Raw genomic sequence first — 25,383 nt, 5'->3', positions numbered from 1 at the left:
CCAGGAGGTCCCGCGTGGACTTCGGACTTGTCCTGCAGACCGACCCGCCCGCCTCGCAGGTCGTCGGCCTGATGCGCCGGGCGGAGCGGAACGGCTTCCGCTACGGCTGGACCTTCGACTCCGCCGTGCTGTGGCAGGAACCCTTCACCATCTACAGCCAGATCCTCGAACACACCACCAAGCTCCACGTCGGCCCGATGGTCACCAACCCGGGCACCCGTACCTGGGAGGTGACGGCCTCCACCTTCGCCACCCTCAACGACATGTTCGGCAACCGCACGGTGTGCGGCATCGGCCGCGGCGACTCCGCGATGCGCGTCGCCGGACGCAAGCCGAACACGCTGGCCCGGCTCGGCGAGGCCATCGACGTCATCCGCGACCTCGCCGAGGGCCGGGAGGCGAACGTCGACGGCAACGCGATCAGGATCCCCTGGATCAAGGACGGCAAGCTCCCCGTCTGGATGGCCGCCTACGGCCCCAAGGCCCTCGCCCTCGCGGGCCAGAAGGCCGACGGCTTCATCCTCCAGCTCGCCGACCCGTATCTGACGGAGTGGATGGTGAAGGCGGTACGGGCCGCCGCCGCGGAGGCCGGCCGCGACCCCGCCGCGATCACGATCTGTGTCGCCGCGCCCGCCTACGTCGGCGACGACCTGGCGCACGCCCGCGACCAGTGCCGCTGGTTCGGCGGCATGGTCGGCAACCACGTCGCCGACCTCGTCTCCCGCTACGGCGAGCACTCCGACATGGTCCCCGAGGCCCTGACCGCCTACATCAAGGACCGGCACGGCTACGACTACAGCCACCACGGCCGCGCCGACAACCCGTCCACCGACTTCGTCCCCGACGAGATCGTCGACCGTTTCTGCCTCCTGGGCCCGGCCGAGGCCCACATCGAGAAGCTGCGTCACCTCAAGGATCTGGGCGTCGACCAGTTCGCCGTCTACAACATGCACGACAACCGCGAGGGCACCATCGACGCGTACGGATCCACGGTCATCCCGGCACTGAGCGCGTAGCGCAGTCCCCTGTTTACTCTCCCCGGCAGGTGAAGTCCCCGCCCATTTTTCCCCTTCCCTTTGTGTGGCGCACCCACATGCCCCGTCGCCCGCCGGTCCGCCTAGCGTGGGCGGACCCGATGCCAGGACGGGTATCGGGCGGACGCGCCAGGGGCGCACGAAGGGAAGAGGCCGGGACATGGTCGACAGACGGAGTCCGGGAGGTCGGTGGCGGCAGCGAGCCGCCCGCGCCCTGGCGGTGGTGGGGGTCGTCGCGGCAGCCGTCGTGGCACCGCCCGCCACGGCCAGCGGAGCGGTGGCCGCCGCGCCACCCCCGTACCTCACCCTTGAGGCGAGCTACGGAGCCGGGACCGTCACCAACGGCTGGCAGAGCGTCGAGCGCTACGCCGACACGACCACCGGATTCCGTGCCGAGGGATTCCCGCCGGACGGCCGCGGCGACCAGGACGGCAAGCGCGTCACGTACTTCGGCGGAGTCTCCCGGCCCTCCTCCGGCACGTTCCTGCTCTACTCGGCGCCCGGCTGGAACACCGGCACCCGCACCACCCCCGTCCTCCTCGTGCACGGCGCCAACGACACCGCCGACCGCGCCTGGGCCAACCCCGGCGAGTCGGGCGGCTACGGCTGCGGCGCCGCCTCCTGCCCGTCCACCGGGCTGATGCAGGACCTCTCCGCTCGCGGTCACCGCGTCTTCGCCGTCGGCTTCGCCCACAAGCAGGGCGACAACCTGATGCAGGCGCAGATCGTCGGCGACGCCATCGCCGTCATCAAGGCCAAGCTCGGCGTCGCCAAGGTCGACCTGGTCGGCTGGAGCAAGGGCCAGATGTCGACCCGCGCGTACGTGTCGTCCGTGAAGCCGAACTGGGGACGGGCGTACGCCGGTGACGTACGCCGGCTGATCACCCTCGGCGGCCCGAACGGCGGCTACGACTACCCCTACGCCCACGGCTGGGCCCACGACTTCTCGATCTGGCCCGCGTGCGGCGGCCAGGTCAACGCCCCCTCCCCGCACTCCCACATGACCTGCTACGGCACGTACACCGCACGCCCCGAGTTCTCGATGACGCCCTCCGGCGGCTACGACAACTACCCCGGCCAGCGCCAGATGCTGGCCCGCTGGGACGGCGTCTACGGCGTCGACGGCGCCGCCCAGGACTGGTACACGACCTACTACGGCGGCCAGGGCTTCTACACCGCAGGCAGCGGCATCCAGGCCGCCATCGACGCCGGTTCGCTCATCGCGCCGCTGCACAGCGCCGGAGTGCCCGCCTCCGTCACCACCTACCTGCTGGCCGGCGGCTCCGCCGACATCCTCGGCATCTTCAACGAGAACCGCGGCCCCAGCGACGGCGTCGTCTTCATCTCCAGCGCCCTCGACACCACCGGCATCCCGACGGTCGGCGGCAAGGCCACCGTCACCGGCGCCAACCACCTCGAACTGGGATGGCACGGCTCGGTCACCGCCCAGATCGCCACCTGGCTCTCCTGAAGGACCCGACATGACCTCACTCCACACCCGCCGCGTGCCCACCGACCGGCTCACGCAGCAGATCACCGAGCTCACCGGGGCCCCGTCCGACGGCGAGGCCGTCGTCTTCGTCCACGGCAACGTCTCCTCCTCCGTCTTCTGGCACTCCACTCTCACCACGCTCCCGGACCGCTACCGCCCCCTCGCCGTCGACCTGCGCGGCTTCGGCGGCACCGACCCGCTGCCCGTCGACGCCACACGCGGCGTGCGCGACTACGCCGACGACCTCGGCGCGCTGCTCGACGCCCTGGACATCGAGCGGGCGCACCTGGTCGGCTGGTCCATGGGCGGCGGCGTCGTCCTCCAGTACCTGCGCGACAACCCGACCAGGGTCGGCTCCCTGACCCTGGTCAACCCGGTCTCCCCGTACGGCTTCGGCGGCACGCGCGAGGCGGACGGCACCCTCAACTCCCCGGACGGCGCAGGATCGGGCGGCGGCACCGCCAACGACGCGTTCGTACGGCACCTCGCCGAGGGCGACCGGGGCGAGGACTCCCCGGTCTCGCCCCGCACCGTCCTGACGGCCTGCTACGTCAAGCCGCCGCTGCGCTTCGAGCAGGAGGACGCGTACGTCGAGGCCATGCTCACCACCCGCACCGGGGACGACCACTACCCGGGCGACAGCACGGTCTCGACCACCTGGCCCGGGGTCGCGCCCGGCACCCGGGGCGTGCTCAACTGCCTGGCCCCGACCCACTTCCGCATCGACGACCTGCACCTGATCGAGCCCAAGCCGCCGGTGCTGTGGGTGCGCGGCGAGGACGACGTCATCGTCTCCGACACCTCGATGTTCGACCTGGCGCACCTCGGCTCGATCGACGTCGTGCCGGGCTGGGACGGCACGCCGGCGCAGCCGATGATCGCGCAGACCCGCCATGTCCTCGACCAGTACGCGGCGGCCGGAGGCCGGGTCCGGGAGGTCGCGGTGGCCGACGCCGGGCACGCGGTCCACCTGGAGCGCCCCGAGGAGTTCGGCAAGGCACTCCTGGAGGTCCTGTCCGCATGACGGTGTGCGGTACGAGGCAGGGCGCGGTCCGTGGCCGCGCCCTGCCCGGCGGTGTGACGTCCTTCCTCGGCATCCCCTACGCCGCACCGCCCTTCGGCGCCCTGCGGTTTCGCGAGCCGGCCCCACCGGAGCCCTGGACGGGCGTACGCGACGCGACGGCGCACGGCCCGACGGCGCCGCACGCGCCCTACGCCCCGCCGTTCGACGCCCTCATCCCGGAGAACGACATCCCGGGTGAGGACTGCCTGAACCTGAACATCTGGACCCCGGCCCCGGAGCCGGGCGCCGGCCTGCCCGTGATGGTGTGGCTGCACGGCGGGGCGTTCACCAACGGCTCCGGCTCGGCGTCCGCGTACGACGGCGGCACCTTCGCCCGTGACGGCGTCGTCTGCGTCACGCTCAACTACCGCCTGGGCGCGGACGGTTTCCTGCGAGTGTCCGGCCGCCCCGACAACCGGGGCCTGCTCGACCAGCTCGCCGCCCTCCGCTGGATCCGGGACAACATCGACTCCTTCGGCGGCGACCCGGACCAGGTGACGGTCTTCGGCGAGTCGGCGGGCGCGATGAGCATCGGCACGCTCCTCACCACCGAGGCGGCCCGGGGTCTGTTCCGCCGGGCGATCCTCCAGAGCGGCGCCTGTCACCACTTCCTGCGCCCGTCCTCGGCGGCACGGATCACGGCCCGCCTGGCGGAGAAGCTGGGCATCGAACCGACCGCGGCGGCATTCGCCGCCGTCCCCCTGCCCGATCTCCTGCCCGCCCAGGCGGAACTGAGGGGCGAGGTGAACGCCGATCCGGATCCGGCCCGTTGGGGCGAGGCGGCGCTCAACATGATGCCCTTCGAACCGGTCCGACCCGGCCTCGACCTGCCCGGCCCGGACCTCGGCGTCGACCTCCTGATCGGCAGCAACCGCGAGGAGTACCGCCTCTTCCTGGTCCCGACGGAACGCCTGCACGTCGTACCGGAGGCCGCGCTCCACGCCGTGACGGCGGCCTACGGCCTCGACCCGGCCGAGGCCCTCCCCGTCTACCGCGCCGGCCGTCCCGGCGCCACACCGGGCGAACTCCTGGAAGCCGTGGCGACCGACTGGTTCTACCGCCTCCCCGCCGTGCGCCTCGCGGAGTCCGTGCCGGGCTCGTATCTGTACGAGTTCGCCTGGCGCTCCCCGCGGTTCGGCGGAGAACTCGGCGCCTGCCACGCCCTGGAGCTGCCGTTCGTCTTCGACCGCCTCGACGACCCGTCGTACGCCCCGATGGTCGGCGACCACCCGCCCCAGGGCCTCGCGGACGCCATGCACGCGGCGTGGGTCTCGTTCGCGAGGACGGGCGACCCCGGCTGGAAGGCGTACGGCGGGGTGACCCGGACGACGATGGTGTTCACCGACGCGTCCGAGGCCACCCCGGTCGACGACCCGCGTGCGCGGGAACGGCTTCTCTGGGAGGGCGTACGCTGAGGCTCAGAGCCGGTCCGGGCGCTTCCCCGTCGTCTTCCCGATCCAGCTGAGGTAGGACCAGACACGGGTGTTCACGGCGGGGGTGTCGGTGGCGCATCCCTTGCCGTAGGACACCAGACCGACCAGGTACGGCTTCCGCCCGACCCGGTGCACCAGGGGGCCGCCGGAGTCGTACAGGCAGGTGTCACGGCCGGGGGAGTACGTGCAGATCTGCGGCGAGGCGACGGCGGTCATGCCCCGCGCCACACACGTCGAGTTGCTCATCGTGTCGAGCGCCACGACGCGCAGGACGTCGGAGGTCCGGCCGCCGAACGAGGTGGCGCCCCAGCCGGGGACCTCGACCCGCGTGTGGTCGAAGGTGCCGTGGGAGTACGGGGCGGGCAGCCCGACCGGGCTGACGCCGCGGTTGTACGCGACCGGTTCGGCCAGCCGGACGAGCGCGATGTCGTTCGCCTGGGTCGTCGGGTCGTAGTCGGGGTGCACGACGAACCGTTCCGGCGTCGCCAGGACGGCGTACGGGCTGTCCTCCCCGGTCGTCAGGTCGTGGTCGCCGAGGAGGACGCCCACCCGCTCCGTACTGCTGTAGGAGCCGGTCAGGCAGTGGGCGGCGGTGAGCACGTACCGGTCGCTCACGAGCGCCCCGCCGCACATCACCCGCTGCTCGGCGAGGTCCACGAGCCCCGCCATGAACGGGTACTGGTGCGGCCTCGCCTCCTGCCCTCCGACGACCGCGTGCGCCGGGGCGGGGCCGAGCGGGCTCACGGCCAGCACCGCCCCCGCGACCGTGGCCATGAGCCTTCTCATCCGTCCCACGAGATCTCCGAACTGTCCGGCGGCGGTTTCCCGGGGCCGGCGGCGGCATGCGGAGACGTTTCCTCTGCCCGTCACCACGGCCTGTTCCGGCCCGTCCGGACTTCAACGATCAAGGTGGGAAGCGGTCACCGGTCCGCGTCGGGGGCCCAGCCCGGGACGTGCGCGGCCACCGCCGCGTCCCAGGCCGCGGGCCCGCCCGGGAAGGGCCAGGCGCGGGTCACGGCCGGGGCCTGGATGATCGCCCGGAGCGTGTTCGCGAACTGTCGGCTCACGTGCGCGACGCGGTTCGGGCCGAGCGGTCCGTCCAGCGCGGCGACCCGGCCCTCGTACTCGGCCACGGGCCGTTCCGCCCAGAGCGCGATCCGGGCGGCGTCCATGGCCCGGGAGAGGAGCAGGACCCGAGGGCGGCCGCCCTCCGCGAGCGCCGCCGTCAGCCGGTCGTGGCCGTCGAGGACGACGGGGGAGTTGAGCCCGCTGATCCACCACGCGAACACCGGCGGCAGGACCCCCTCCCGGTACTGGCGGCGGTACGCCTTCACCCGGGGCGCCTCCGGCTGCGACAGGGCCCGCAGCGGCAGCAGGTCCCGCGCGTCCTCGTCGGGGTCGCCGTACCCGAACCACGTGAGGTGGCCCCTGTCCGGGTCATGGGCGAGCAGTTTCGGCCAGTTGCCGTCCACGAACCAGCGGTCCGCGTCCGGGGCGAGATGCCACTCGCCCTCGTGGAGCGGCCCGTCGCCCGCCGCGCGCAGCCCCGCACCGCCGTGCGCGGCCCAGCGCTCCGTCCACTCCTCCGAGCCGGGCTCCGCGAACTCGGCGACAGTACGGGCCAGTTCCGCCCGCAAGGGCGCCAGCGGCGAGACGTACCGGCCCGTCCGCGCGTAGTGCAGCCCGTACCAGGTGACCCGCTGCCGGGCGAACAGCACGGGAACCCCGCCCTGCATCAGCACCAGCCGCCGCCCGTCGGCGCTCTCCATCCGCAGACCGGGCTTCACCGGACCCTCGACACGCATCAGCATGCCGACAGCCTAGGCAGCCCGCCCCCGGCCCGGGTCCCTACGGCACCCGGGCCGTCCACTCCGCCGTGCCGAACTTCGTCTCCGCCAGCTCCTTCGCCCGCGTCAGCTCGTCCTCCGCGAGGACACCCTCCGACAGGCCGTACCGGCCGCGGAAGGAGGCGATCATCCGCTCGATCACCGCCTCGCGCGGCAGCCCCGTCTGCCTCCGCAGCGGGTCCACCCGCTTCTTCGCGCTCTTCGTGCCCTTGTCGGAGAGCTTCTCGCGGCCGATCCGCAGCACCTCCGTCATCCGGTCCGCGTCGATGTCGTACGCCATCGTCACGTGGTGCAGCACCGCGCCACCGCCCCCGACCTGTACGGCCCCGTCCAGCTGCCTACGGCACCCGCGCGGTCCACTCCTCGGCGGCGAACTTCGTCCGCACCAGCTCCTCCGCCCGGACCAGCTCCTCCTCGGTGACCTCCCCGGTGGTCAGCCCGTAGCGGTCACGGAAGGAGGTGATCATGTTCTCGATCACCTGCTCCCGGGCGAGGCCGGTCTGCCGGCGCAGCGGGTCGACGCGCTTCTTCGCGCTCTTGGTGCCCTTGTCGGACATCTTCTCCCTGCCGATGCGCAGGACCTCCAACATCTTGTCGGCGTCGATGTCGTACGACATGGTCACATGGTGAAGGACGGCCCCTGGCCCGCCGTCCAGGCCGACCACCCGCTTCTGCGCGGCGCCCGCGATCTTCCCGGCCTCGGTGGCGATGTCGTTGAGCGGTTGGTACCAGGCCTTGATCCCCATGTCGCCGAGGGCGCCGAGCACCCAGTCGTCGAGGTAGGCGTAGCTGTCGGCGAAGGAGAGGCCCGACACCAGGGACTCCGGCACGGACAGGGAGTAGGTGATCGTACTCATGGGTTCCACGAACATGGCCCCACCACCGGAAATGCGACGCACCACGGTCATCCCGTGCTTCGCCGCCCCACCGAGGTCAACCTCGTTCCGCAGCGACTGGAAGCTGCCGATCACGACGGCGGGCGAGGCCCACTCCCAGACCCGCAAGGTGGGAGCCCGCCGCCCGGCGGCCACCTCGGCGGTGAGCACCTCGTCCAGCGCCATGTGCAGGGCCGGGGCCTGAGGCCCCGTGTGCACCAGCTGCCAGTCGTAGTCGCTCCACTCGGTTGCGTGGGCGAGGGCCCGCCGGACAGCGATGCCGATTCCATCGGCGGTCAGCCCGAACATCACGGTCGACTCGGGCAGGGCCTCGGTGATCCGGGCCGCCAGCTTCGTGGCGTCCGCGGAGGAAGGGGCACCTTCCAGGGCGCCGTTGATCGCGAGGATCGCCTCGTCGGGCTCCAGGAAGAAGTCCCCGGCTACCCGCACGTTGCGGAGTACCCCGTCCTCGACGTCCAGATCGACGACGACGAGCTTGCCGCCGGGTGCCTTGTACTCACCGTGCACCGTTTCGTTCCCTTCCAGCGTGTGGCGGGGACTCTAGTCCTCGCGGCCTCATAATTCGGACAGAGATGCGCATATTGTGCATCGTGCTCTAGGCCCTGTCTCTCCGATCACGAGATCTGGGCCGGGCCGGGGCTGGCTGGCCCCAGCCGTGCTCAACCGACTGGCGGCATCGGGCGGGTTCGTCTCCTGCACTGGTGAACAGTGCGGTCAGCATGGGTGCGCCGTGAGCAAGGGTCTGGTGCGGCAGGGGGCCTGTGGCGACGAGGGATGCGAGTCCGTGGCCGATAGTCCAGCTCTGTGTTGCCAGTTCCAGCGGGTCGACCTCGTCGCGGAAGCGGCCGCTCGCCTTGGCCCGCTCGATGGCCTCGACGAGACAGTGCAGGGTTTCGTCCGCGGCGCCGGCGTCTTCGAGGTCGAAGCCTGTGTCGAACATGACGCGGTAGAGGTCAGGGTTTTCCAGGGCGTTGGCCAGGTAGGCGCTACCCAGGGCGGCGAGGTCTCGTACCGGGTCCGCGGACATCTTGACGGCTGCAAGTTGGGTGGCCAGGCGGGTGAAGCCTTCTTGTCGTAGTGCCTTCCAGAGGCCGTCCATACCGCCGAAGTATGTGTAGACGGCCATCGTTGATACGCCGGTTCCGGCGACCAGGGTGCGCAGTGTGACCGGTTGCCTCGTCCGCAGCATCTGTGCTCACCGACCTGCGCAACCGACTCAAGGTGATCCGTGACGACGCCGTCAAGGCTGGCATGCGCGTCTCCGACCAGGGCACGGTCGCTTTCGACACAGAGCGGCTCACCCAGGACGAGCGCACGGCCTACGTCCACGACCCCGACTTCCAGCAGACCGCCCGTACCCAGGCGAACGAGTGGGCCGAAAAGCTCGTCCAGGCGGTCAAGGCGGTCACCGACGCCGACGACGGCATCCGTCTCGCCCTCGACGCCGCCGTCCTCGACTCCGACCCCATGGACGGCACCTTCAACGGCTTCAACCGGAGCCCCCAGGTCAGCCCGTACCCGTCCCTGGAGGAGGCCGGCAAGGCCGCCAACATGCCCAAGGACCGCAAGGACATCCCCGCCTGGTGGCGCAGCCTCGACCCTGTCACCCGCGGCATCCTGCTGAAGGAGAAGGGCGACGAACTGCGAGCGGCCGGAATCATGGACCCGCAGTACCAGTGGCATGCCGCCGACCCGGGCTCCGGCCCCTTCAACGTGGAAGACCCCACGCCACGCGACGTGAATTTCCACGCCTTGGCCCTCGGCCTCGCTACGGTTGGCGACATCACCGGCGAAACCGGAGCATCCCGGAACATGCTGCACTACCTGCGCGGCACCGGTGAAACCCTGGACGTCGACGTGAACCGCATGTTGCACGAGGACTCCAAGTTCCGGTCCGACATCGAAGAGATCCATATCGCGCGAAACCGGGAAGAGTGGCGCAGGACGGCGCTGGCCGAATTCGAGAAGGCCGGGGGCGACAAACCCGTCACCATTCCAGTGGAGAGCCATCAGTACGGCGGTACGTTCACCAAGGACACCGACTGGTACCACGCCCTGGGGTCACACCAACAGACCATCTCGGGCATGGTCACAGTAAGGCCGGGCGAGGGCGGCGAGCCTGAGGTGTCACTGGATTACCAGGTCAACGTATGGGACCGGTGCAACTGGGACAAGGATAGGCAAACTCCGTTCTACGGAGGGATCTCCATCAAGGATGCCGATATGGGCCATCTGCACACCGTCGGTATCGCCCAGGAGTTCGACATGCGCGGTAGCAGCTCGACGTTCACCCACGACTTGAACGGCGACGCGAGCCCTGCAGTGAACCCTGCCGACCCTGGCCGATCGGGCGGCCGGGGGGACGTCTCGCGGGGCGACGAGGAGAACCGGTGAACAGGCGACACAAGACGCGCGGAAGTCTCTTCGTCGCACTGATCTCCGCGCTGGTTCTCACGTCCTGCTCGACCGGGGCCCCCGGCAGCGCTACGCGCGAGAGCACCTATCCGTACTGGGAGAAGGGTGCCGGCGCCACCGAAGCGGCCGCGTTCATGAAGATTGAGATCCCCGAGGGCGCCACGGACGTGAAGGGTGCCGTGCAGGTCAACCCGCGCGAAGACGAGTACATCCTCTCCTTCCGTACCGGCAAGGCCACCGCAGCCCAGGTCGCCAAGGACCTGCACTCCGAAGAGCCGCTGGCGCCATGGGGCATCAAGTCGACACAAGAGTCCGAACTCTTCGAGCACCTTGGGCTCTCAGAGCCGAAAACACTCAAAGACGCCCTCTGGGCGGGTGTCTGCCCGCCGTGTGTCAAGGACTACCGACGTCGCGACGTCGCGTGGCTGGAGATCTACATCGAGAACCTGGACTCCGAGCAGGCCCGGGTGTACCTCCGCGCTTTCTGACCGAGACCGGCCGATGGCTCTCCCGGGCCTGTCCGAGAAAGGCTGCCCTACCCTGGCGCGAAGGTACGGGTCAGGCATGAGGCTGACGGGTGAATCGCAGCGGCTGGCCAGGTTCGCGTGGAAGGGCGACGTCCTTCACGGGCGCCTCGGTGCTGAGCGCTGATCCGGTGAGGGGATCGGCGGAGTCCACCGGCCGCCGCGTCCCGCTCCACGAGGTACGTCTGCTCGCCCCGGTCAGCCCCGGGAAGATCGTGGCGGTCGGCCGGAACTACGCCGATCACATTGCCGAGTTGAGTCTGGACACGCCAGCCACCCCCCCGGCATCGTCGTGCGCTGCGAGGTGAACGGCGAGGAGCGGCAGTCGGCCGGTACGGACACCATGCTGCATCCGGTCGCTTCCCTGCTGGCGTACATCACGGCGGCGGTCACGCTGGAACCGGGTGATGTGCTCCTGACCGGCACGCCGGCCGGGGTGGGTCCGGTCGTCCCCGGCGACGAGGTTGCGGTGCACGTTTCCGGGATCGGATCGCTCGCCAATCCTGTCGTCGGCCGGTAGCTCGGCTCAGGCTCGCAGCAGCTCGGCGAACTCCTTGCCGGCGGGGAGCTGGGCGTGTCCGGCGGTGCGGCTGAAGTCGGTCGCGTACTTCGTGACCATGCCGGTGCGGTGTTCGTCCGGTAGAGCTGTCAGGGCCTGCGTGGCGGTGCGGTACGCCTCCTCGGGCTCGCCGCCGCGAGCGAGGCATGTGGCACGGTCCAGGTGGATCAGGGGCGGGTCGAGGTGCTCGGTGGGCGGGTAGAGGTCGAGGGCGCGGCGCTGGACCTGCCAGGCGTCCTCGTTGCGTCCCAGGTGCGTCCACGCGTTGCCGAGGTGCGAGAGGAACTGCCGCTCGGTGTGGCCGAAGGCGGGGTCGTCGCGGTCCTCGGCGGTCAGCCGGCCGAACGCGTCCTCTGCCTGGCGCAGCAGCGGCAGCGCCTCGTCCCCACGTCCCATGCGGGCGAGTGCCCGGGCCTCGACGAGGAGGCCGCGAGTGGTGGCGGGGCCGATGGTGTTGCCCAGGATGTGCCGCGCCCGGGCAGCCTGTTCGTGGGCAGAGGCGGGGGTGCCGTAGTAGAGGGAGACGATGGCCGAGCGTACGGTCAGCGCTCCTTCGAGCTGGTTGTCCCCGGCCTCCGAGGCGGCGAGGCGTCCGGTGTGGAACCAGCCGCGAGCCTCGCGGTGTGCACCGAGGGCGGAGGTGAAGATGCCGGCCAAGGCCGCGAGTTGGGCGGCGACGCGGCAGAGGCGTTGGCGGTAGCGGATGGGCTGCCGCTGTTCCAGCAGTCGCTCCACCTCGGTGAAGTCGGCGAGGACCTGACCAGGCGGCTGTGATGGTTCCCGACATCGGGCGCGGCTCCCGCACTCACGGACTCCTCGTCTACCTCTACGGCCCCGGTAGGCGCGAGGAGCACACCGACGCGCATCTCGTCGGCTCCTGGGACGGCTTCGCCCCCGACCCCGGCCGCGACACCGACCCCCCGCCTCACCGCCGCCCTCGACCTCCGGGTCAAGCAGGCCGGCGACCGCGCGCCCGCCAAGCACGTGTGGCACTGTTCGGTCCGGACCGCCGCCGGCGACCGGCGGCTCTCCGGCGAGGAGTGGAACGCCGTCGCCCAGCGCATCGTCCACGCCACCGGCATCGCCCCGGACGGTGATCCCGACGGCTGCCGGTGGATCGCCGTCCGCCACGCAGAAGACCACATCCACATCGTCGCCACCCTGGTCCGCGGCGACCTGCGCAACCCTCGCCTCAACTACGACTTCAACAAGGCCCAGGCCGATGCCGTCGTATCGAGAAGGAGATGGGCCTGCGCCGCCTCAACGCCGGCGACGGCACCGCAGCGAAGAACCCCACCAGCGCCGAGAAGTTCAAGGCCGAACGCACCGGCCGACCCGAGACCTCCCGCGAGACGCTCCGCGAAGCAGTCCGCCAGGCCGTCGCGGGAGCGGACGACGAGAAGGAGTTCTTCACCCGGCTCCGCGAGGCGGGCCTGCGCGTGAAGGTGCGCCACGCCCCGTCCGGCGACGCGCTCGGCTACAACGTCGCCCTGCCCGGCGACCGCAACCGCCACGGCGAACGGGTCTGGTACCCCGGCTCCAAGCTCGCTCCCGACCTGTCCCTTCCGAAGATCCGCCTCCGGCTCGCCGACGGTACCGCCGAGCTGGCAGCTCCTTCGTCCGCCGGCGGCCGGGCGGGCTGGTCCCCACCCGCCCGAGAACGACGGAGCGCCACCGGGATCGCCGAGCGTGCCGCCGTCCTCCTCGACAGTGATGACGATGAAGCCGCCGCCCAGCTCGTCGGCGTCGGAGAACTCCTGGACGCCATCGCCCAGACATCCCCGGCCGCCAACCGCGCCGAGCTGGCCGCCGCCGCCCGAGCCTTCGAGCGGGCGACCCGCAGCCACGTCCGAGCAGAGCGCGCCGACACCCGGGCGCTCCGCTCGGCCGCCCGGGGCATCGTCCAGGCCGGCGACGCGCTCGGCCGGGGCGAGGACGGCGGCACCACCGCCATGCTCGTCTCCACCCTGGTGCTGGTCGCCCTCGCTGCCGCCCGTTGGCACTCCGCCCGGGGCCACGCCCAGCAGGCCCACGCCTCCCGACAAGCCGCCGAGCACCTGCGAACCGCCTACCGACAGGCCGCCGCCACCCCGATGCGAGTGCTGCACGACCAAGGCCGTGCCCTCCCCGAAGCCCGACGCCGGACGCCGGACGCCGGACGCACGAGGCCACCCTCCGCGCGGCCCTGCCGGAGCAGGGCGTACAAGCAGATGGCAGGCCGACGAAGACCGACGCCCTGGTCGCCACCCTCGCCCAGGCCGAGCAGGCAGGCCACGACCCCGAGGCCCTCCTGCCGCAGGCCATCGACATGCGCGAACTCGACACCGCCGAGGACGTGAACGACGTCCTGGTCTGGCGCCTGCGCCGGATCGCCCGGCTCCCCGCCCACCCGGGCGAAGCTCTCCGTCGCCCGCAGGCTCCCCGCGTGTAAGGGGTGAACTCGGCCAAAGGGTACTCCTCGGGAGAACAGCGGGTGACAAGCGCGGCATTCCGGATGTCAGCGCCCCGTGCTTAGCTGGAGGCATGATCGAAGACTTCCTTGAGCACGTCCTCGGCGGCCGCACGACCGAGGTGGAGGAGGCGGTCCGCAAGGCGGCCGCCGCCGAGATCATGCCGCACTTCCGGCAGCTCGCCGCCCACGAGGTCCTGGAGAAGAGCGGGCCGCACGACCTGGTCACCGTCGCCGACCGGGCCGCCGAGGCACACCTCACCGCCTCGCTGACCGCGCTGCTGCCCGGCTCGGTCGTCGTCGGCGAGGAGGCCGTCGCCGAGGACCCCGCGGTGTACGAGGCGCTGCGCGGCGACGCCCCCGTCTGGATCGTCGACCCGGTCGACGGCACCCGCCAGTTCGTGAACGGCGACCCCGCCTTCTGCACCCTCGTCGCCCTCGCCGTCCGCGGCGAGCTCCTCGCCTCCTGGACCTTCGCCCCGGCCCTGGAGGAGATGGCGATCGCCGTCCGCGGCCACGGTGCCACGCTCAACGGACGGCCGATACGGTCCGGTTCACCGGCGCCCGGCGAGGTCCTGGAGCTCGCCACCTCCCACCCCGACTACACCACCCCGGACCAGAAGCGCGCCCTGCTCGGCCTGCAGGTGGACGGGGTCGCCCCCCGCCCCTGCGGTTCGGCCGGTCTCGAATACCTCGCCGTGGCGCGCGGGGCACTCTCGGGCACCGTCTTCTCCTGGGAGTACGCCTGGGACCACGCGGCCGGACTCCTCCTCGTCGCCGAGGCGGGCGGCGCGCAGACGACCATCGCCGGGGAGCCGTTCCGTATCACCGGAGGGAACGCGCTGCCGTTCACCGCGGCCAGGGACGCGGCGACCGCCGAGCGCATCCGGCGCCTCCTCGGGGGCGCGTGAGGCGGCGACGACCACCGGCCTATCCTGAGAGCCCTGGCCATCGGCTGACGAAGGAGTCCGAAGGTGACGAACGAGACGTCGATGCTCGATGCCGTCGTCGTGGGGGCGGGGCCCAACGGACTCACCGCGGCGGTGGAGTTGGCCCGGCGCGGTTTCTCCGTCGCCGTCTTCGAGGCGAAGCCCACCGTGGGCGGCGGAGCCAGGACCGAGGAGCTCACCCTCCCCGGTTTCCGCCACGACCCGTGCTCCGCCGTGCACCCCCTCGGTGCCGGCTCGCCCGTCTTCAAGACGATGCCGCTGGAGCGGTACGGCCTGGAGTGGCTCCACCCCGAACTGCCCATGGCCCACCCCTGGGACGACGGCACCGCCGCCGTCCTCGCCCGCTCCGTCGCCGAGACCGCCGCCTCCTTCGGACCGCGCGACGCCGGGGCGTACCGCCGGCTCGTCGCCCCCTACCTCGGCAAGTGGGACACGCTCGCGGCGGACTTCATGCAGCTGCCGCTCACCGCACTGCCCCGCGACCCGCTCACCCTCGCCCGCTTCGGAATCGACGGGCTGCCGCCCGCCACCTGGCTGATGCGCCGCTTCCGGGACGAGAAGGCCCGCGCGCTCTTCGCCGGCATGGTCGGCCATGTCATCGCCCCGCTCGGCGGCTTCGCCACCGGAGCCGTCGGTCTCGTCTTCGCGCTCGCCGCGCACGCGGGCGGCTGGCCGATGCCCCGAGGCGGCTCGCAGTCGATCTCCGACGCCCTCGCCGCGTACCTCAAGGACCTCGGCGGCGCCGTCCACACCGACTACGAGGTCAAGCGGCTCGACGACCTGCCGCCCGCCCGCGCCTACGTCTTCGACACCTCGCCCACCGCCCTCGCCCGGATCGCCGGCTTCGGCGGGTACTACGACCACTACCGGTACGGCGCCAGCGCCTTCAAGATCGACTACGCGCTCGACGGCCCCGTGCCCTGGACCGCCGAGGAACCCCGGCGCGCGGGCACCGTCCAGATCGGCCCCACCGCCGGCGAGATCGACACCGCCCTGCACCAGGCCTCCTCCGGCACCGCCCCCGACACCCCCTTCCTCATCACCGCCCAGCCGAGCCTCGTCGACCCCTCCCGCGCCCCCGAGGGGAAGCACGTCTTCTGGGCGTACGGACACGTGCCGAACGGCTGGCGCGGCGACCTCACCGACGCCATCGAGCGGCAGATCGAGCGCTTCGCGCCCGGCTTCCGCGACCGCGTCCTGGCCCGCGCCACCGCCGGCCCCGCCGAACTCGCCGAGCGCAACGCCAACTACATCGGCGGCGACATCGCCTGCGGCGCCGCCCGAGGCCTCCAGCTCGTGCTGCGCCCCACCCTCTCGCTCCGCCCCTACGCGACCCCCCACCCGGCCGTCTTCCTCTGCTCCTCCGCCACCCCGCCCGGCCCCGGAGTCCACGGCATGTCCGGCCACAACGCGGCGAAGGCTGTGTGGCGACGGCTGCGCGCCTCCGCCCGAAAAAATTAGACTGCCCCCATGGCCAAGTACTTCGACGTGCACCCCGACAACCCCCAGCCGCGCACCATCGGCTCGGTGGCCGACAGCATCCGGAACGGGGCGCTCGTCGCGTACCCGACCGATTCCTGCTACGCCCTCGGCAGCCGACTGGGCAGCCGCGACGGCATCAGCCGCATCCGGACGATCCGCGACCTGGACGACCGGCACCACTTCACGCTCATGTGCGAGAACTTCGCCCAGCTGGGCCAGCTCGTCCAGATCGACAACGACGTCTTCCGCGCGATCAAGGCCGCGACCCCCGGGCCGTACACCTTCATCCTGCCCGCCACCAGGGAAGTGCCGCGTCAGCTGCAGCACCCCAAGAAGAAGACGGTCGGCGTCCGCATCCCCGACCACGTCGTCACCCTGGCCCTCCTCGCGGAACTCGGCGAACCCCTGCTCTCCAGCACCCTGCTCCTGCCCGACGAGGCCGAACCCCTCACCCAGGGCTGGGAGATCAAGGAGCGCCTCGACCACCAGGTGGACGTGGTCGTCGACTCCGGTGACTGCGGCACCGAGCCGACCACCGTCGTCGACTTCTCCAGCGGCGAGCCCGAGATCGTCCGGCGCGGGGCGGGGGACACCACGCGGTTCGAGTAGGGCGCACGGGAAGCGGTCCACCGCTCACGAACCGGCCCTTACGGTCAGGACCGTGAGCGCCTACGGTCGTGCGAGTACCCGCTCAGCCGCACCGACGGAGGACCGATTCCCGTGATCGTCATCGCCCAGGTCAGCGACATCCACGTCGACGGGGAACAGCGCAGCGTCGACCGCACGCGTGCGGTCATGCGGTACCTGGAAGAGCTGCCGTACGACCTGGCGGCCGTCCTCGTCACCGGGGACATCGCCGATCACGGGACGGCGGACGAGTACGCGGTCGTCCGGGAGCTGCTGAAGTCCCGTCACCCGCTGCTCGTCTGCCCCGGCAACCACGACGACCGCGCCGCCTTCCGCAAGGGCCTCCTTCCCGAGGACACCGAGACCCGCCCCGACGCGCCCGTCAACCAGGCGCTCCGGGGCGAGGGCTTCGTGGTGGCCCTGTGCGACTCCTCGGTGCCGGGCAAGGACGAGGGCTTCCTGGAGGACGAGACACTGGAGTGGCTGGACGGCGTCCTCGCCGCCACCCCGCACGAGACGCCCGTCCTCGTCGCCTTCCACCACCCGCCGGTCCCGCTGCACACCCCGTACGTCGACGGGATCCGGCAGTTCGGCGCGGAGCGGCTCGCCGCCCTCGCCGACCGCCACCCCCACCTCACGGCCTTCCTCGCGGGCCACGCCCACACGGCGGCCGCCACCACCTTCGCGGGGCGTCCGCTGCTCGTGGCCCCCGGGGTCGTCTCCGCCCTCCGCCTCCCCTGGGAGAACCCGGGCCCGGACTCCCCGCACGTCCACCTCGACCTGCCGCCCGCGCTCGCCTTCCACATCCTCGACGAGGACGGCGGACTCACCACCCACTACCGGACCGTCACCGTCTGACCCGAACCGTCACCGTCTGACCCGGACCGTCACCGTCCGACCGGGACCGTCACCGTCCGACCCGGGCCGGGGCACGCAGACGGAGGGGCGGGACGTCCAGACGTCCATGTCGTTTTCTCGCCAGCCCACGAGCCGCCCGTCCCCGATCCTGGAACCATGCACACCGACACCGAGCGCTGCGTGCGGGCCGTCCAGTCGAAGGACGCCCGCTTCGACGGCGTGTTCTTCACCGCCGTCCGCACCACGCGGATCTACTGCCGGCCCAGCTGCCCGGTCGTCCCGCCCAAGCCCGAGAACATGGAGTTCCACCCCAGCTCCGCGTCCTGCCAGCGCGCCGGATTCCGGGCCTGCAAGCGGTGCCGGCCCGACACCAGCCCCGGCTCGCCCGAGTGGCACGTCCGGGCCGACGCCGTAGCCCGCGCCATGCGCCTCATCCAGGACGGCGTCGTCGACCGCGAGGGCGTCCCCGGGCTCGCCCGGCGGCTCGGTTGGTCCACCCGCCAGATCGAGCGCCAGCTCCTCGCCGAGCTCGGCGCCGGACCCCTCGCCCTGGCCCGCGCCCAGCGCGCCCAGACCGCCCGGGTCCTCATCGAGACCACCCCCCTGCCGATGGGCGAGATCGCCTTCGCGGCCGGCTTCTCCTCCATCCGGACCTTCAACGACACCGTCCGCGAGGTCTTCGGCCTCACACCCGGGGAGCTCCGCACCCGCGCGGCCCGCGCCCGCCCCGAGAAGGCCGCCGCCACCCCCGGGGCGATCAGCCTCCGGCTGCCGTTCCGCGCACCCCTCGAACCCTCCAACCTCTTCGGCCACCTCGCAGCGACCGCCGTCCCCGGCGTGGAGGAATGGCGCGACGGCGCCTACCGGCGGACGCTGAGCCTCCCGTACGGACACGGCATCGTCGCCCTCGCGCCCCGCGCCGACCACATCGCCTGCCGGCTCTTCCTCACCGACCCGCGTGACCTCACCCAGGCGATCAGCCGCTGCCGCAGGCTCCTCGACCTCGACGCCGACCCCGTCGCCGTCGACGACCGGCTGCGCACGGACCCGTTGCTCGCCCCGCTCGTCGACGCGGCCCCCGGCCGCCGCGTGCCCGGGACCGTCGACCCCGCCGAGTTCGCCGTCCGGGCCGTCCTCGGCCAGCAGGTCTCCACCGCCGCCGCCCGCACCCACGCGGCCCGGCTGGTCACCGCGTACGGCACCCCCGTCGACGACCCCGAGGGCGGCCTCACCCACCTCTTCCCCAGCTCGGAGGCGCTCGCCGCGCTCGACCCGGAGAGCCTCGCCCTGCCGCGCAGCCGCCGCACCACCCTCCTCACCCTCGTAGGGGCGCTCGCCGACGGCTCGCTCACCCTCGGCCCCGCCGACGACCGCGAGGAGGCCCGCGCCCGGCTCCTCGCCCTGCCCGGTTTCGGCCCCTGGACCACCGAGATCATCGCGATGCGCGCACTCGGCGACCCCGACGCCTTCCTCCCCGGCGACCTCGGCGTCCGCCGCGCCGCCGAAGGCCTCGGCCTCCCCGGCACCCCGGCCGCGCTCACCGCCAGGGCCGCCGACTGGCGACCCTGGCGCGCCTACGCCGTCCAGTACCTCTGGGCCACCGACGACCACCCGATCAACCACCTGCCCGCCTGAGGAGGCCCTTCGTGCCCACCGTCCAGCACACCGTCGTCGACAGCCCCTACGAGCCGCTGACCCTCGTCGCCGTCGACGGCGTCCTCAGCCGCATCCACATGACGGGCCAGCGCCACCGCCCGCCCGAGGAGACCTTCGGCGAACCCGACCCCCGCCCCTTCGGCGAGGCGATCCACCAGCTCGACGCCTACTTCGCGGGGGAGCTCACCGAGTTCGACCTCCCGCTCCACCTGGTCGGCACCCCCTTCCAGCTACGGGTCTGGGAGGAGCTGTGCCGCATCCCGTACGGGGAGACCCGGACGTACGGCGAACTGGCCGAGGCCCTCGGCAACCCCACCGCCTCCCGGGCCGTCGGCCTCGCCAACGGCAAGAACCCGGTGAGCATCGTCGTCCCCTGCCACCGCGTGGTCGGCGCGGGCGGCAGCCTCACGGGCTACGGCGGCGGCCTCGACCGCAAGCAGCGCCTGCTCGCCCTGGAAGCGGGGGCGCAGGCACCCGCCGCCCTCTTCTAGGAGCCGCGTCTACCTAGGAGCCGCGTCTACCGGAGCCGGTCGAGCAGCGCGGGCAGCGCCGTGCCGATCGGCTCCCGTACGAGCTCGTCGGCGACGGGGTCGTACGGGGTGGCCTCGGCGTTCACGATGATCAGCCGTGCGCCGTGCTCGGCCGCGATCCCCGCGAGGGAGGCCGCCGGCTGGACCTGGAGGCTGCTGCCGACCGCGACGAACACCTCGGTGGCCTTGGCGATCGACATCGCCTGGCCGAGCAGCACCGGATCGAGCCGCTGCCCGAACATGACCGTCGCCGACTTCAGGATCCCGCCGCACACCCGGCAGTCCGGGTCGTTCTCACCGGCCCGCACCCGGTCCAGCGCCTCCGCCATCGACGAACGCGCGTGGCAGGCCGTGCACACCACCGACCGCGCCGAGCCGTGGAGTTCGAGGACCTTCCGCTCCGACACCCCGGCGGCCTGGTGCAGTCCGTCCACGTTCTGCGTGATCACCCGCAGCGCGTTGCCGCTCGTCCGCTCGTACTCCGCGATAGCGCGGTGCGCCACGTTCGGCTCGGCCTTCAGGACCGGACCGTCGAGCCGCATCCGCCACGAGCGGCGCCGGATCTCCGGGTCGGCCATGTACGGCCCGTAGGTGACGAGCCGCTCGGCCTCGGGGTCCTGCCGCCACACGCCGTTCGGCCCCCGGTAGTCGGGGATGCCCGAGTCCGTCGAGATACCGGCTCCACTGAGAATCGCGACCATCGTCATACGCCCAAACTAGGCACTGCCGAACCGCCCCGCGAACGGGTTTCCCGGTGCTAGGGGGCAGGCCCTCGCGCGGGGACACCGCACCGAGGCCCGGGTCGCCGGCCGCGACGAACCGCACCGCACCGGCGAACTCCTCCCGCCCGAACCCCCGCAGGGCTGACGGCCCCCGGCGCGCGTCAACCCCGCGCGGGGTGGCCGTTCTCCAGCTCCACCGGCCCCCGGCCGCCCGCCAGGACGTCCAGCGAGGCGAGGACACGCCGGCCCAGGCTGCCCGGCAGATGGCCGGTGACCTCCTCGCGGCCGATCAGCTTCCAGGAGAGCAGCTCCTCCTCCTGGAGCCGGATCTCCGCGAACCGCTCCTCGGTCAGCACCCCGCCGTCGTACACGTACGCCACGACCGGCGGCCGCGCCGTGCCGTGCGACCAGTCGACCGCGAGCAGCGGGCCGAGCTCCACGTCGAGGCCGATCTCCTCCGCCGTCTCCCGGCGGGCGGCCTGCCGGGGCGTCTCGCCGCCGTCGGACTCGATCGTGCCGCCGGGCAGGGTCCAGCCGTCGCGGTAGTTGGGCTCCACGACGAGGACCCGGCCCGCCGGGTCCCGGAAGAGCGCGGCGGCGCCGGCCAGCACGCGGGGGAGGCCGGCGATGTACGTGGCGTAGTCGGTGGTGGTCATTGCGTCAGCGTAGCCAGCCGCAGCGTCCGCTCCGCCAGTTCACCGATCCGTACCCCGTCGTAGCCGAACACCGCGCTGCTCACCCGGTCCCGCAGCGGCTCCGACCACTGCGGAGGGATCGCCGCCGCCCCGCACATCACGCCCGCGACCGAACCCGCCGTCGCGCCGTTGGAGTCCGTGTCGAGGCCGCCGCGCACGGTCAGCGCGATCGTGCGGGTGAAGTCCCCCTCGCCGTACAGGAGTCCGGCGGTCAGGACGGCCGCGTTCGGGACGGTGTGGATCCAGCCGAGCCCCGCCGTCCGCTCCGCCAGCTCGTCGAGCGCCTCGGACCAGCCGAGCCCGGACTCGTACAGGGCGATCGCGCCCCGCACGGTCCGGGCGAGCCGGCTGCTCGCCGGGATCCGCTCCAGACCCGCCTCCAGGACGGACCGGACATCGGGCGCGGTGAAGGCGGCGGCGATCAGCGCCGCCGCCCACATCGCCCCGTACACACCGTTCCCGGTGTGCGAGAGGACCGCGTCCCGGCGGGCCAACGACGCGGCCCGGCGCGGATCGCCGGGGCACGTCCAGCCGTAGACGTCGGCCCTGATCAGCGCGCCGATCCACTCCTGGTACGGATTGTCGTACGTGGCCGTCAGCGGCGGCCTCAGCCCGTTCGCGAGGTTGCGGTAGGCGACCCGCTCGGCCGTGAAGGTCTGGAGGTACGGCAGCCGCAGCAGCCACTCCTCGCCGACCTGCTCGGTCGTGAACGCGAAGCCGTGGGTCTCCAGGAGGTGCAGCCCGAGGACCGACCAGTCGACGTCGTCGTCCCGGCAGCTCCCGTCGATCCCGCCGCGCACACAGCGGGGCCACTCGGGGCGCAGCTCGAAACCGGTCGCCCCGGGCGGCGGGGGCGGCAGGTAGTCGGTCAGCGGGAGCGCGTCGGTGAGGCGCAGATACGCGTCGATGTGCTCGCGCGTCCAGTGATCGCCGCGCTCCACCGGCTTGCCGAGCATGTTCCCGGCGATGCGGCCGGTCCAGCCGCCCAGGATCCGGTCGGCCAGTTCCTCGTACGGAAGCGCCATGTCAGCCCTCGCCCTCGGGAGGCTCCGCGTCGGTACGGGTCTTCGCGGCCCGGCGGAGGCGGTGGTGACGGTCCCCGGCCTGCTCCGTCATCGCCTCGCCGACCAGCGTCCGCACCGCGTCCCCCAGCCCGTGCAGCGCGTGGTGCCGGACCGGGCCCGCGCCCGGGTCCTCCCGCAGCTCCTTCAGGAGCGCGAAGCACAGCGCGAGCATGACCACCACGAACGGCAGCGCCACCAGGATCGTCGCCGTCTGGAGCGATTTCAGCCCGCCCACGACGAGCAGCACCGCCGCCACGGCCGCCATCAGCACACCCCAGGTCACCACGAGCCAGGTCGGCGGATGGAGCGAGCCCCGGCTCGTCAACGAGCCCATGACCAGCGAGGCCGAGTCCGCGCTCGTGACGAAGTACGTCATCACCAGGATCATCGCGAGGACCGAGGTGACCGTGCCGATCGGCAGCGCCTCCAGCATCGCGAACAGCGAGGCCTCCGGCCCGTCCTTCACCGTCGCCGCCAGATCCGCCTCGCCCGTCGACTCCAGCCGGATCGCCGTGCCGCCCATGACGCAGAACCACACCACGGTCGCGCCTGAGGGCACGAGCAGGACGCCCATCAGGAACTCGCGGATCGTCCGGCCGCGCGAGATGCGGGCGATGAAGGTGCCGACGAAGGGCGCCCAGGACAGCCACCACGCCCAGTAGAAGATCGTCCACACCCCCAGCCAGCCGGCGTCGGTGAAGGCGCCGGTCCGGCTCGCCATCGGCAGCAGCTGGTGCAGATAGCCGCCGACCGAGGCCGGGATGGTGTCCAGGATGTAGACGGTCGGGCCGAGCAGGAAGACGAAGAGCATCAGGGAGGCGGCGAGGACGATGTTCAGCGTGGAGAGCCACTTCACGCCCTTGTGGAGCCCCGAGAACGCCGACAGGACGAAGGCCGCCGACAGCGACACGATGATGATCAGCTGGGTGGAGGTGGAGTTCTCCACGTCCATCGTCAGATTCAGTCCCTCGGCCACCTGGAGGGCGCCGAGCCCCAGGCTCGTCGCCGTACCGAAGACGGTCGCGAAGACCGCGAGCAGGTCGATCGCCTTGCCCGGCCAGGAGCTTGCCCGGCGCTCGCCCATCAGCGGCACGAAGGCCGAGCTGAGCCGGTTGCCGCGGCCCTTGCGGAAGCCCGCGTACGCCAGGGCGAGACCGGCGATGCCGTAGATCGCCCACGGGGTGAGCGTCCAGTGGAAGAACGAGTACTCCATCGCCGTACGGGCCGCCGCGCCGCTCCCGGCCGGGACCCCGCTCGCCGGGGGCGGGCTCAGGAAGTGCTGGAGCGGCTCCCCGACCCCGTAGAACATCAGACCGATGCCCATGCCGGCGCTGAACATCATCGCGATCCACGCGAGGTTCGTGAACTCGGGCTCCGAGTCGTCCGGGCCCAGCCTGATCCGGCCGAAGCGGCTCAGCGCGATCACGACGCACAGCACGAGGAAGGTGTCCGCGGCGATCACGAAGAGCCAGGCGAAGTTGGACAGCACCCACCGAAGGGCCGTGGACGACGCGCTGTCGAAGGAGTCCTCGCCCAGGGCCGCCCAGGCGACGGCCGCCACGACGGCGGCGACCCCGATCCCGATGACCTTGCCGTCGGGCGTGTGCGGATCACGCGGGGTACGTTCGATCGGATCAGCCGGTTCCGTACTCATGCGAACCCACTATGGTGCGGAATATCCCCTTATCAGGGGGTGGCACGCCGTCTGGCGGTACGGATAGGGTCTGCCCTGGCGCGACTGCACGTTCGAAAGCAAGGGATGCAAGGTGACGGACGGAGCAGCAACTCACGTCGCTCACGTGCTCGTGGCGGCTGACAAGTTCAAGGGCTCGCTCACGGCCGTACAGGTCGCGGAGCGGGTCACAGCAGGACTGCGACGGGTCGTCCCCGAGCTGACGGTGGAGACCCTGCCCGTCGCCGACGGCGGCGACGGCACGGTCGCGGCCGCGGTCGCGGCCGGGTTCGAGCGCCGCGAGGTGCGCGTGACGGGACCGCTCGGCGAGCAGGTCACCGCGGCGTACGCGCTGCGCGGCACCACGGCGGTCGTCGAGATGGCGGAGGCCTCCGGCCTCCAGCTCCTGCCCGCAGGAGTCTTCGCCCCGCTCACCTCGACCACGTACGGCTCCGGTGAGCTCCTCCGCGCGGCCCTCGACGCCGGCGCGACCACCGTCGTCTTCGGCGTCGGCGGCAGCGCCACCACCGACGGCGGCGCCGGCATGCTCGCCGCGCTCGGCGCCCGCTTCCTCGACGCGGCCGGCGAGCCCGTCGGCCCCGGCGGCGCACCGCTCGCCGACCTCGCCACGGCCGACCTCAGCGGGCTCGACCCCCGCTTCGCGGACGTCGACCTGATCCTCGCGAGCGACGTCGACAACCCGCTCACCGGCCCCAAGGGCGCCCCCGCCGTCTACGGCCCCCAGAAGGGCGCCACCCCGGACGACGTCCGCACCCTCGACGCGGCCCTCGCCCACTTCGCCACCGTCCTGGAGAAGGCCATCGGCCCCAAGGCGGCCGAAGCGGCCCTGGCCCCCGGCGCCGGCGGCGCGGGCGGCATCGGCTACGGCGCCCTCATCCTCGGCGCGAGCTTCCGCCCCGGCATCGAGCTGATGCTGGAGGTCCTCGGTTTCGCCCCCGCCCTGGAGCGGGCCACCCTCGTCATCACCGGCGAGGGCTCCCTGGACGAGCAGACTCTCCACGGCAAGGCCCCGGCGGGCGTCGCCGCGGCGGCCCGCGCGGCCGGCAAGGAGGTCGTCGCGGTCTGCGGCCGCCTGGCCCTCGCCCCCGAGGCCCTCGGCACGGCCGGCATCCGCCGCGCGTACCCCCTCACGGCCCTGGAGCCGGACACGACCAAGTGCATCGCCAACGCGGGCCCGCTCCTGGAGGACGTCGCGGCGAACATCGCCACGGACTTCCTGACGTAGCCCCACGACCCAACCCTCACGGGTCCGCAACCGCGCCTGCCGCATCCCGCCCCGCCGTGGGCAGACGCGCCACCGGTGCTGCGCCAGCCGCCCCGCTCCGTTGCGGGCTCCGCCCCCGCTCCGTTGTGGGTTGCGCCCGCACCCCCGCTCCGTTGTGGGTTGCGCCCGC

At 72.3% G+C, this 25,383-nt stretch carries 23 protein-coding genes and 3 pseudogenes; 16 read left to right on the top strand and 10 right to left on the bottom strand.

Going from position 1 to position 25,383, the window contains the following annotated elements; all coding sequences use genetic code 11:
- Window positions 1–14: 14 nt before the first annotated feature.
- From SGA01_RS17580 to SGA01_RS17565, 4 genes are all read left to right on the top strand, one after another.
- Window positions 15–1,016, top strand: a complete 1,002-nt coding sequence (locus tag SGA01_RS17580) for a TIGR03842 family LLM class F420-dependent oxidoreductase (RefSeq protein WP_141297435.1) — start codon at window positions 15–17, stop codon at window positions 1,014–1,016.
- A gap of 178 nt (window positions 1,017–1,194) precedes the next feature.
- Window positions 1,195–2,505 (top strand): esterase/lipase family protein, encoded by a 1,311-nt coding sequence (locus SGA01_RS17575; protein WP_141297434.1) that lies wholly within the window; start codon window positions 1,195–1,197, stop codon window positions 2,503–2,505.
- Window positions 2,506–2,515: 10 nt separating this feature from the next.
- A complete protein-coding gene (locus tag SGA01_RS17570; RefSeq protein ID WP_141297433.1) occupies window positions 2,516–3,550 on the top strand; it encodes an alpha/beta fold hydrolase in 1,035 nt (344 codons plus the stop codon).
- Window positions 3,547–5,004 carry a carboxylesterase/lipase family protein gene (locus SGA01_RS17565; protein WP_141297432.1) on the top strand — a complete coding sequence of 486 codons (1,458 nt, stop codon included), beginning with the start codon at window positions 3,547–3,549 and terminating at the stop codon, window positions 5,002–5,004. Before SGA01_RS17570 ends, SGA01_RS17565 begins: the two co-directional genes overlap by 4 nt.
- 3 nt (window positions 5,005–5,007) lie before the next feature.
- Here SGA01_RS17565 and SGA01_RS17560 read toward each other — a convergent pair whose 3' ends face one another.
- The 5 genes and pseudogenes from SGA01_RS17560 to SGA01_RS17540 form a co-directional block, all read right to left on the bottom strand.
- Entirely contained in the window at window positions 5,008–5,796 is a 789-nt protein-coding gene (locus SGA01_RS17560; protein ID WP_141297431.1) for a serine protease, read from the bottom strand.
- A 146-nt stretch (window positions 5,797–5,942) separates the two neighbouring features.
- Window positions 5,943–6,833 (bottom strand): hypothetical protein, encoded by an 891-nt coding sequence (locus tag SGA01_RS17555; protein WP_141297430.1) that lies wholly within the window; start codon window positions 6,831–6,833, stop codon window positions 5,943–5,945.
- Window positions 6,834–6,870: 37 nt separating this feature from the next.
- A pseudogene (locus SGA01_RS17550) lies at window positions 6,871–7,182 on the bottom strand (lipoate--protein ligase family protein); the annotation flags it as partial.
- A gap of 25 nt (window positions 7,183–7,207) precedes the next feature.
- The gene (gene lplAB / locus SGA01_RS17545) at window positions 7,208–8,272 is read right to left on the bottom strand and encodes a lipoate-protein ligase LplAB (protein WP_141297429.1); all 1,065 of its coding nucleotides are present in this window, start codon (window positions 8,270–8,272) and stop codon (window positions 7,208–7,210) included.
- A gap of 88 nt (window positions 8,273–8,360) precedes the next feature.
- Window positions 8,361–8,864: a TetR-like C-terminal domain-containing protein gene (locus tag SGA01_RS17540; RefSeq protein ID WP_229917855.1), complete on the bottom strand. Its 504-nt coding sequence runs from the start codon at window positions 8,862–8,864 to the stop codon at window positions 8,361–8,363.
- 92 nt (window positions 8,865–8,956) lie between these two features.
- Here SGA01_RS17540 and SGA01_RS17535 point away from each other — a divergent pair, with 92 nt between their 5' ends.
- From SGA01_RS17535 to SGA01_RS42105, 4 genes are all read left to right on the top strand, one after another.
- Complete coding sequence (locus SGA01_RS17535; RefSeq protein ID WP_174867360.1) at window positions 8,957–10,159, top strand: hypothetical protein; 1,203 nt, start codon at window positions 8,957–8,959, stop codon at window positions 10,157–10,159.
- Window positions 10,156–10,668, top strand: a complete 513-nt coding sequence (locus SGA01_RS17530) for a hypothetical protein (protein WP_141297427.1) — start codon at window positions 10,156–10,158, stop codon at window positions 10,666–10,668. The genes SGA01_RS17535 and SGA01_RS17530 overlap by 4 nt, the downstream gene beginning before the upstream one ends.
- Before the next feature lie 89 nt (window positions 10,669–10,757).
- Window positions 10,758–11,012: an Rv2993c-like domain-containing protein gene (locus tag SGA01_RS42110; protein WP_308699063.1), complete on the top strand. Its 255-nt coding sequence runs from the start codon at window positions 10,758–10,760 to the stop codon at window positions 11,010–11,012.
- Window positions 11,009–11,224 carry a fumarylacetoacetate hydrolase family protein gene (locus tag SGA01_RS42105; RefSeq protein WP_229917853.1) on the top strand — a complete coding sequence of 72 codons (216 nt, stop codon included), beginning with the start codon at window positions 11,009–11,011 and terminating at the stop codon, window positions 11,222–11,224. Before SGA01_RS42110 ends, SGA01_RS42105 begins: the two co-directional genes overlap by 4 nt.
- Window positions 11,225–11,230: 6 nt before the next feature.
- Here SGA01_RS42105 and SGA01_RS17520 read toward each other — a convergent pair.
- Window positions 11,231–12,007 (bottom strand): annotated as a pseudogene (locus SGA01_RS17520) (NsdA family TPR-like regulatory protein); the annotation flags it as partial.
- A gap of 29 nt (window positions 12,008–12,036) precedes the next feature.
- Between SGA01_RS17520 and SGA01_RS17515 the strand changes: the two are divergent.
- The 7 genes and pseudogenes from SGA01_RS17515 to SGA01_RS17485 form a co-directional block, all read left to right on the top strand.
- Window positions 12,037–13,682 (top strand): annotated as a pseudogene (locus SGA01_RS17515) (relaxase/mobilization nuclease domain-containing protein); the annotation flags it as partial.
- A gap of 104 nt (window positions 13,683–13,786) precedes the next feature.
- Window positions 13,787–14,623, top strand: a complete 837-nt coding sequence (locus tag SGA01_RS17510; protein ID WP_141297425.1) for an inositol monophosphatase family protein — start codon at window positions 13,787–13,789, stop codon at window positions 14,621–14,623.
- An 81-nt stretch (window positions 14,624–14,704) separates the two neighbouring features.
- Complete coding sequence (locus SGA01_RS17505) at window positions 14,705–16,123, top strand: phytoene desaturase family protein (RefSeq protein ID WP_141297540.1); 1,419 nt, start codon at window positions 14,705–14,707, stop codon at window positions 16,121–16,123.
- A gap of 9 nt (window positions 16,124–16,132) precedes the next feature.
- On the top strand, window positions 16,133–16,753 hold the full coding sequence (locus SGA01_RS17500) for an L-threonylcarbamoyladenylate synthase (RefSeq protein ID WP_167534122.1): 621 nt from the start codon (window positions 16,133–16,135) through the stop codon (window positions 16,751–16,753).
- A gap of 111 nt (window positions 16,754–16,864) precedes the next feature.
- Window positions 16,865–17,629, top strand: coding sequence for a metallophosphoesterase (locus tag SGA01_RS17495; RefSeq protein ID WP_141297424.1), 765 nt, complete (start codon window positions 16,865–16,867; stop codon window positions 17,627–17,629).
- Window positions 17,630–17,785: 156 nt separating this feature from the next.
- On the top strand, window positions 17,786–19,264 hold the full coding sequence (locus SGA01_RS17490; protein ID WP_141297423.1) for an AlkA N-terminal domain-containing protein: 1,479 nt from the start codon (window positions 17,786–17,788) through the stop codon (window positions 19,262–19,264).
- Between the two features lie 11 nt (window positions 19,265–19,275).
- Window positions 19,276–19,776 (top strand): methylated-DNA--[protein]-cysteine S-methyltransferase, encoded by a 501-nt coding sequence (locus SGA01_RS17485; protein WP_229917851.1) that lies wholly within the window; start codon window positions 19,276–19,278, stop codon window positions 19,774–19,776.
- 26 nt (window positions 19,777–19,802) lie between these two features.
- On the opposite strand, the gene SGA01_RS17480 is transcribed toward SGA01_RS17485, so the two are convergent.
- The 4 genes from SGA01_RS17480 to SGA01_RS17460 all read right to left on the bottom strand — a co-directional run bounded on the left by SGA01_RS17480 (window position 19,803) and on the right by SGA01_RS17460 (window position 23,950).
- Window positions 19,803–20,522 carry an SIR2 family NAD-dependent protein deacylase gene (locus SGA01_RS17480; RefSeq protein WP_141297421.1) on the bottom strand — a complete coding sequence of 240 codons (720 nt, stop codon included), beginning with the start codon at window positions 20,520–20,522 and terminating at the stop codon, window positions 19,803–19,805.
- Between the two features lie 176 nt (window positions 20,523–20,698).
- On the bottom strand, window positions 20,699–21,193 hold the full coding sequence (locus SGA01_RS17470; protein WP_141297420.1) for an NUDIX domain-containing protein: 495 nt from the start codon (window positions 21,191–21,193) through the stop codon (window positions 20,699–20,701).
- On the bottom strand, window positions 21,190–22,257 hold the full coding sequence (locus SGA01_RS17465) for an ADP-ribosylglycohydrolase family protein (RefSeq protein ID WP_141297419.1): 1,068 nt from the start codon (window positions 22,255–22,257) through the stop codon (window positions 21,190–21,192). Before SGA01_RS17465 ends, SGA01_RS17470 begins: the two co-directional genes overlap by 4 nt.
- A 1-nt stretch (window position 22,258) precedes the next feature.
- The gene (locus tag SGA01_RS17460; RefSeq protein ID WP_141297418.1) at window positions 22,259–23,950 is read right to left on the bottom strand and encodes a BCCT family transporter; all 1,692 of its coding nucleotides are present in this window, start codon (window positions 23,948–23,950) and stop codon (window positions 22,259–22,261) included.
- 112 nt (window positions 23,951–24,062) lie between these two features.
- Between SGA01_RS17460 and SGA01_RS17455 the strand changes: the two genes are divergently transcribed.
- Window positions 24,063–25,214 carry a glycerate kinase gene (locus tag SGA01_RS17455; protein ID WP_141297417.1) on the top strand — a complete coding sequence of 384 codons (1,152 nt, stop codon included), beginning with the start codon at window positions 24,063–24,065 and terminating at the stop codon, window positions 25,212–25,214.
- The last annotated feature ends 169 nt before the right edge of the window (window positions 25,215–25,383 follow it).

It is taken from the genome of Streptomyces gardneri (assembly GCF_006539185.1).
GTDB classification, from domain to species: domain Bacteria; phylum Actinomycetota; class Actinomycetes; order Streptomycetales; family Streptomycetaceae; genus Streptomyces; species Streptomyces gardneri.
This window is presented reverse-complemented; position numbering and strand designations above follow the sequence as displayed.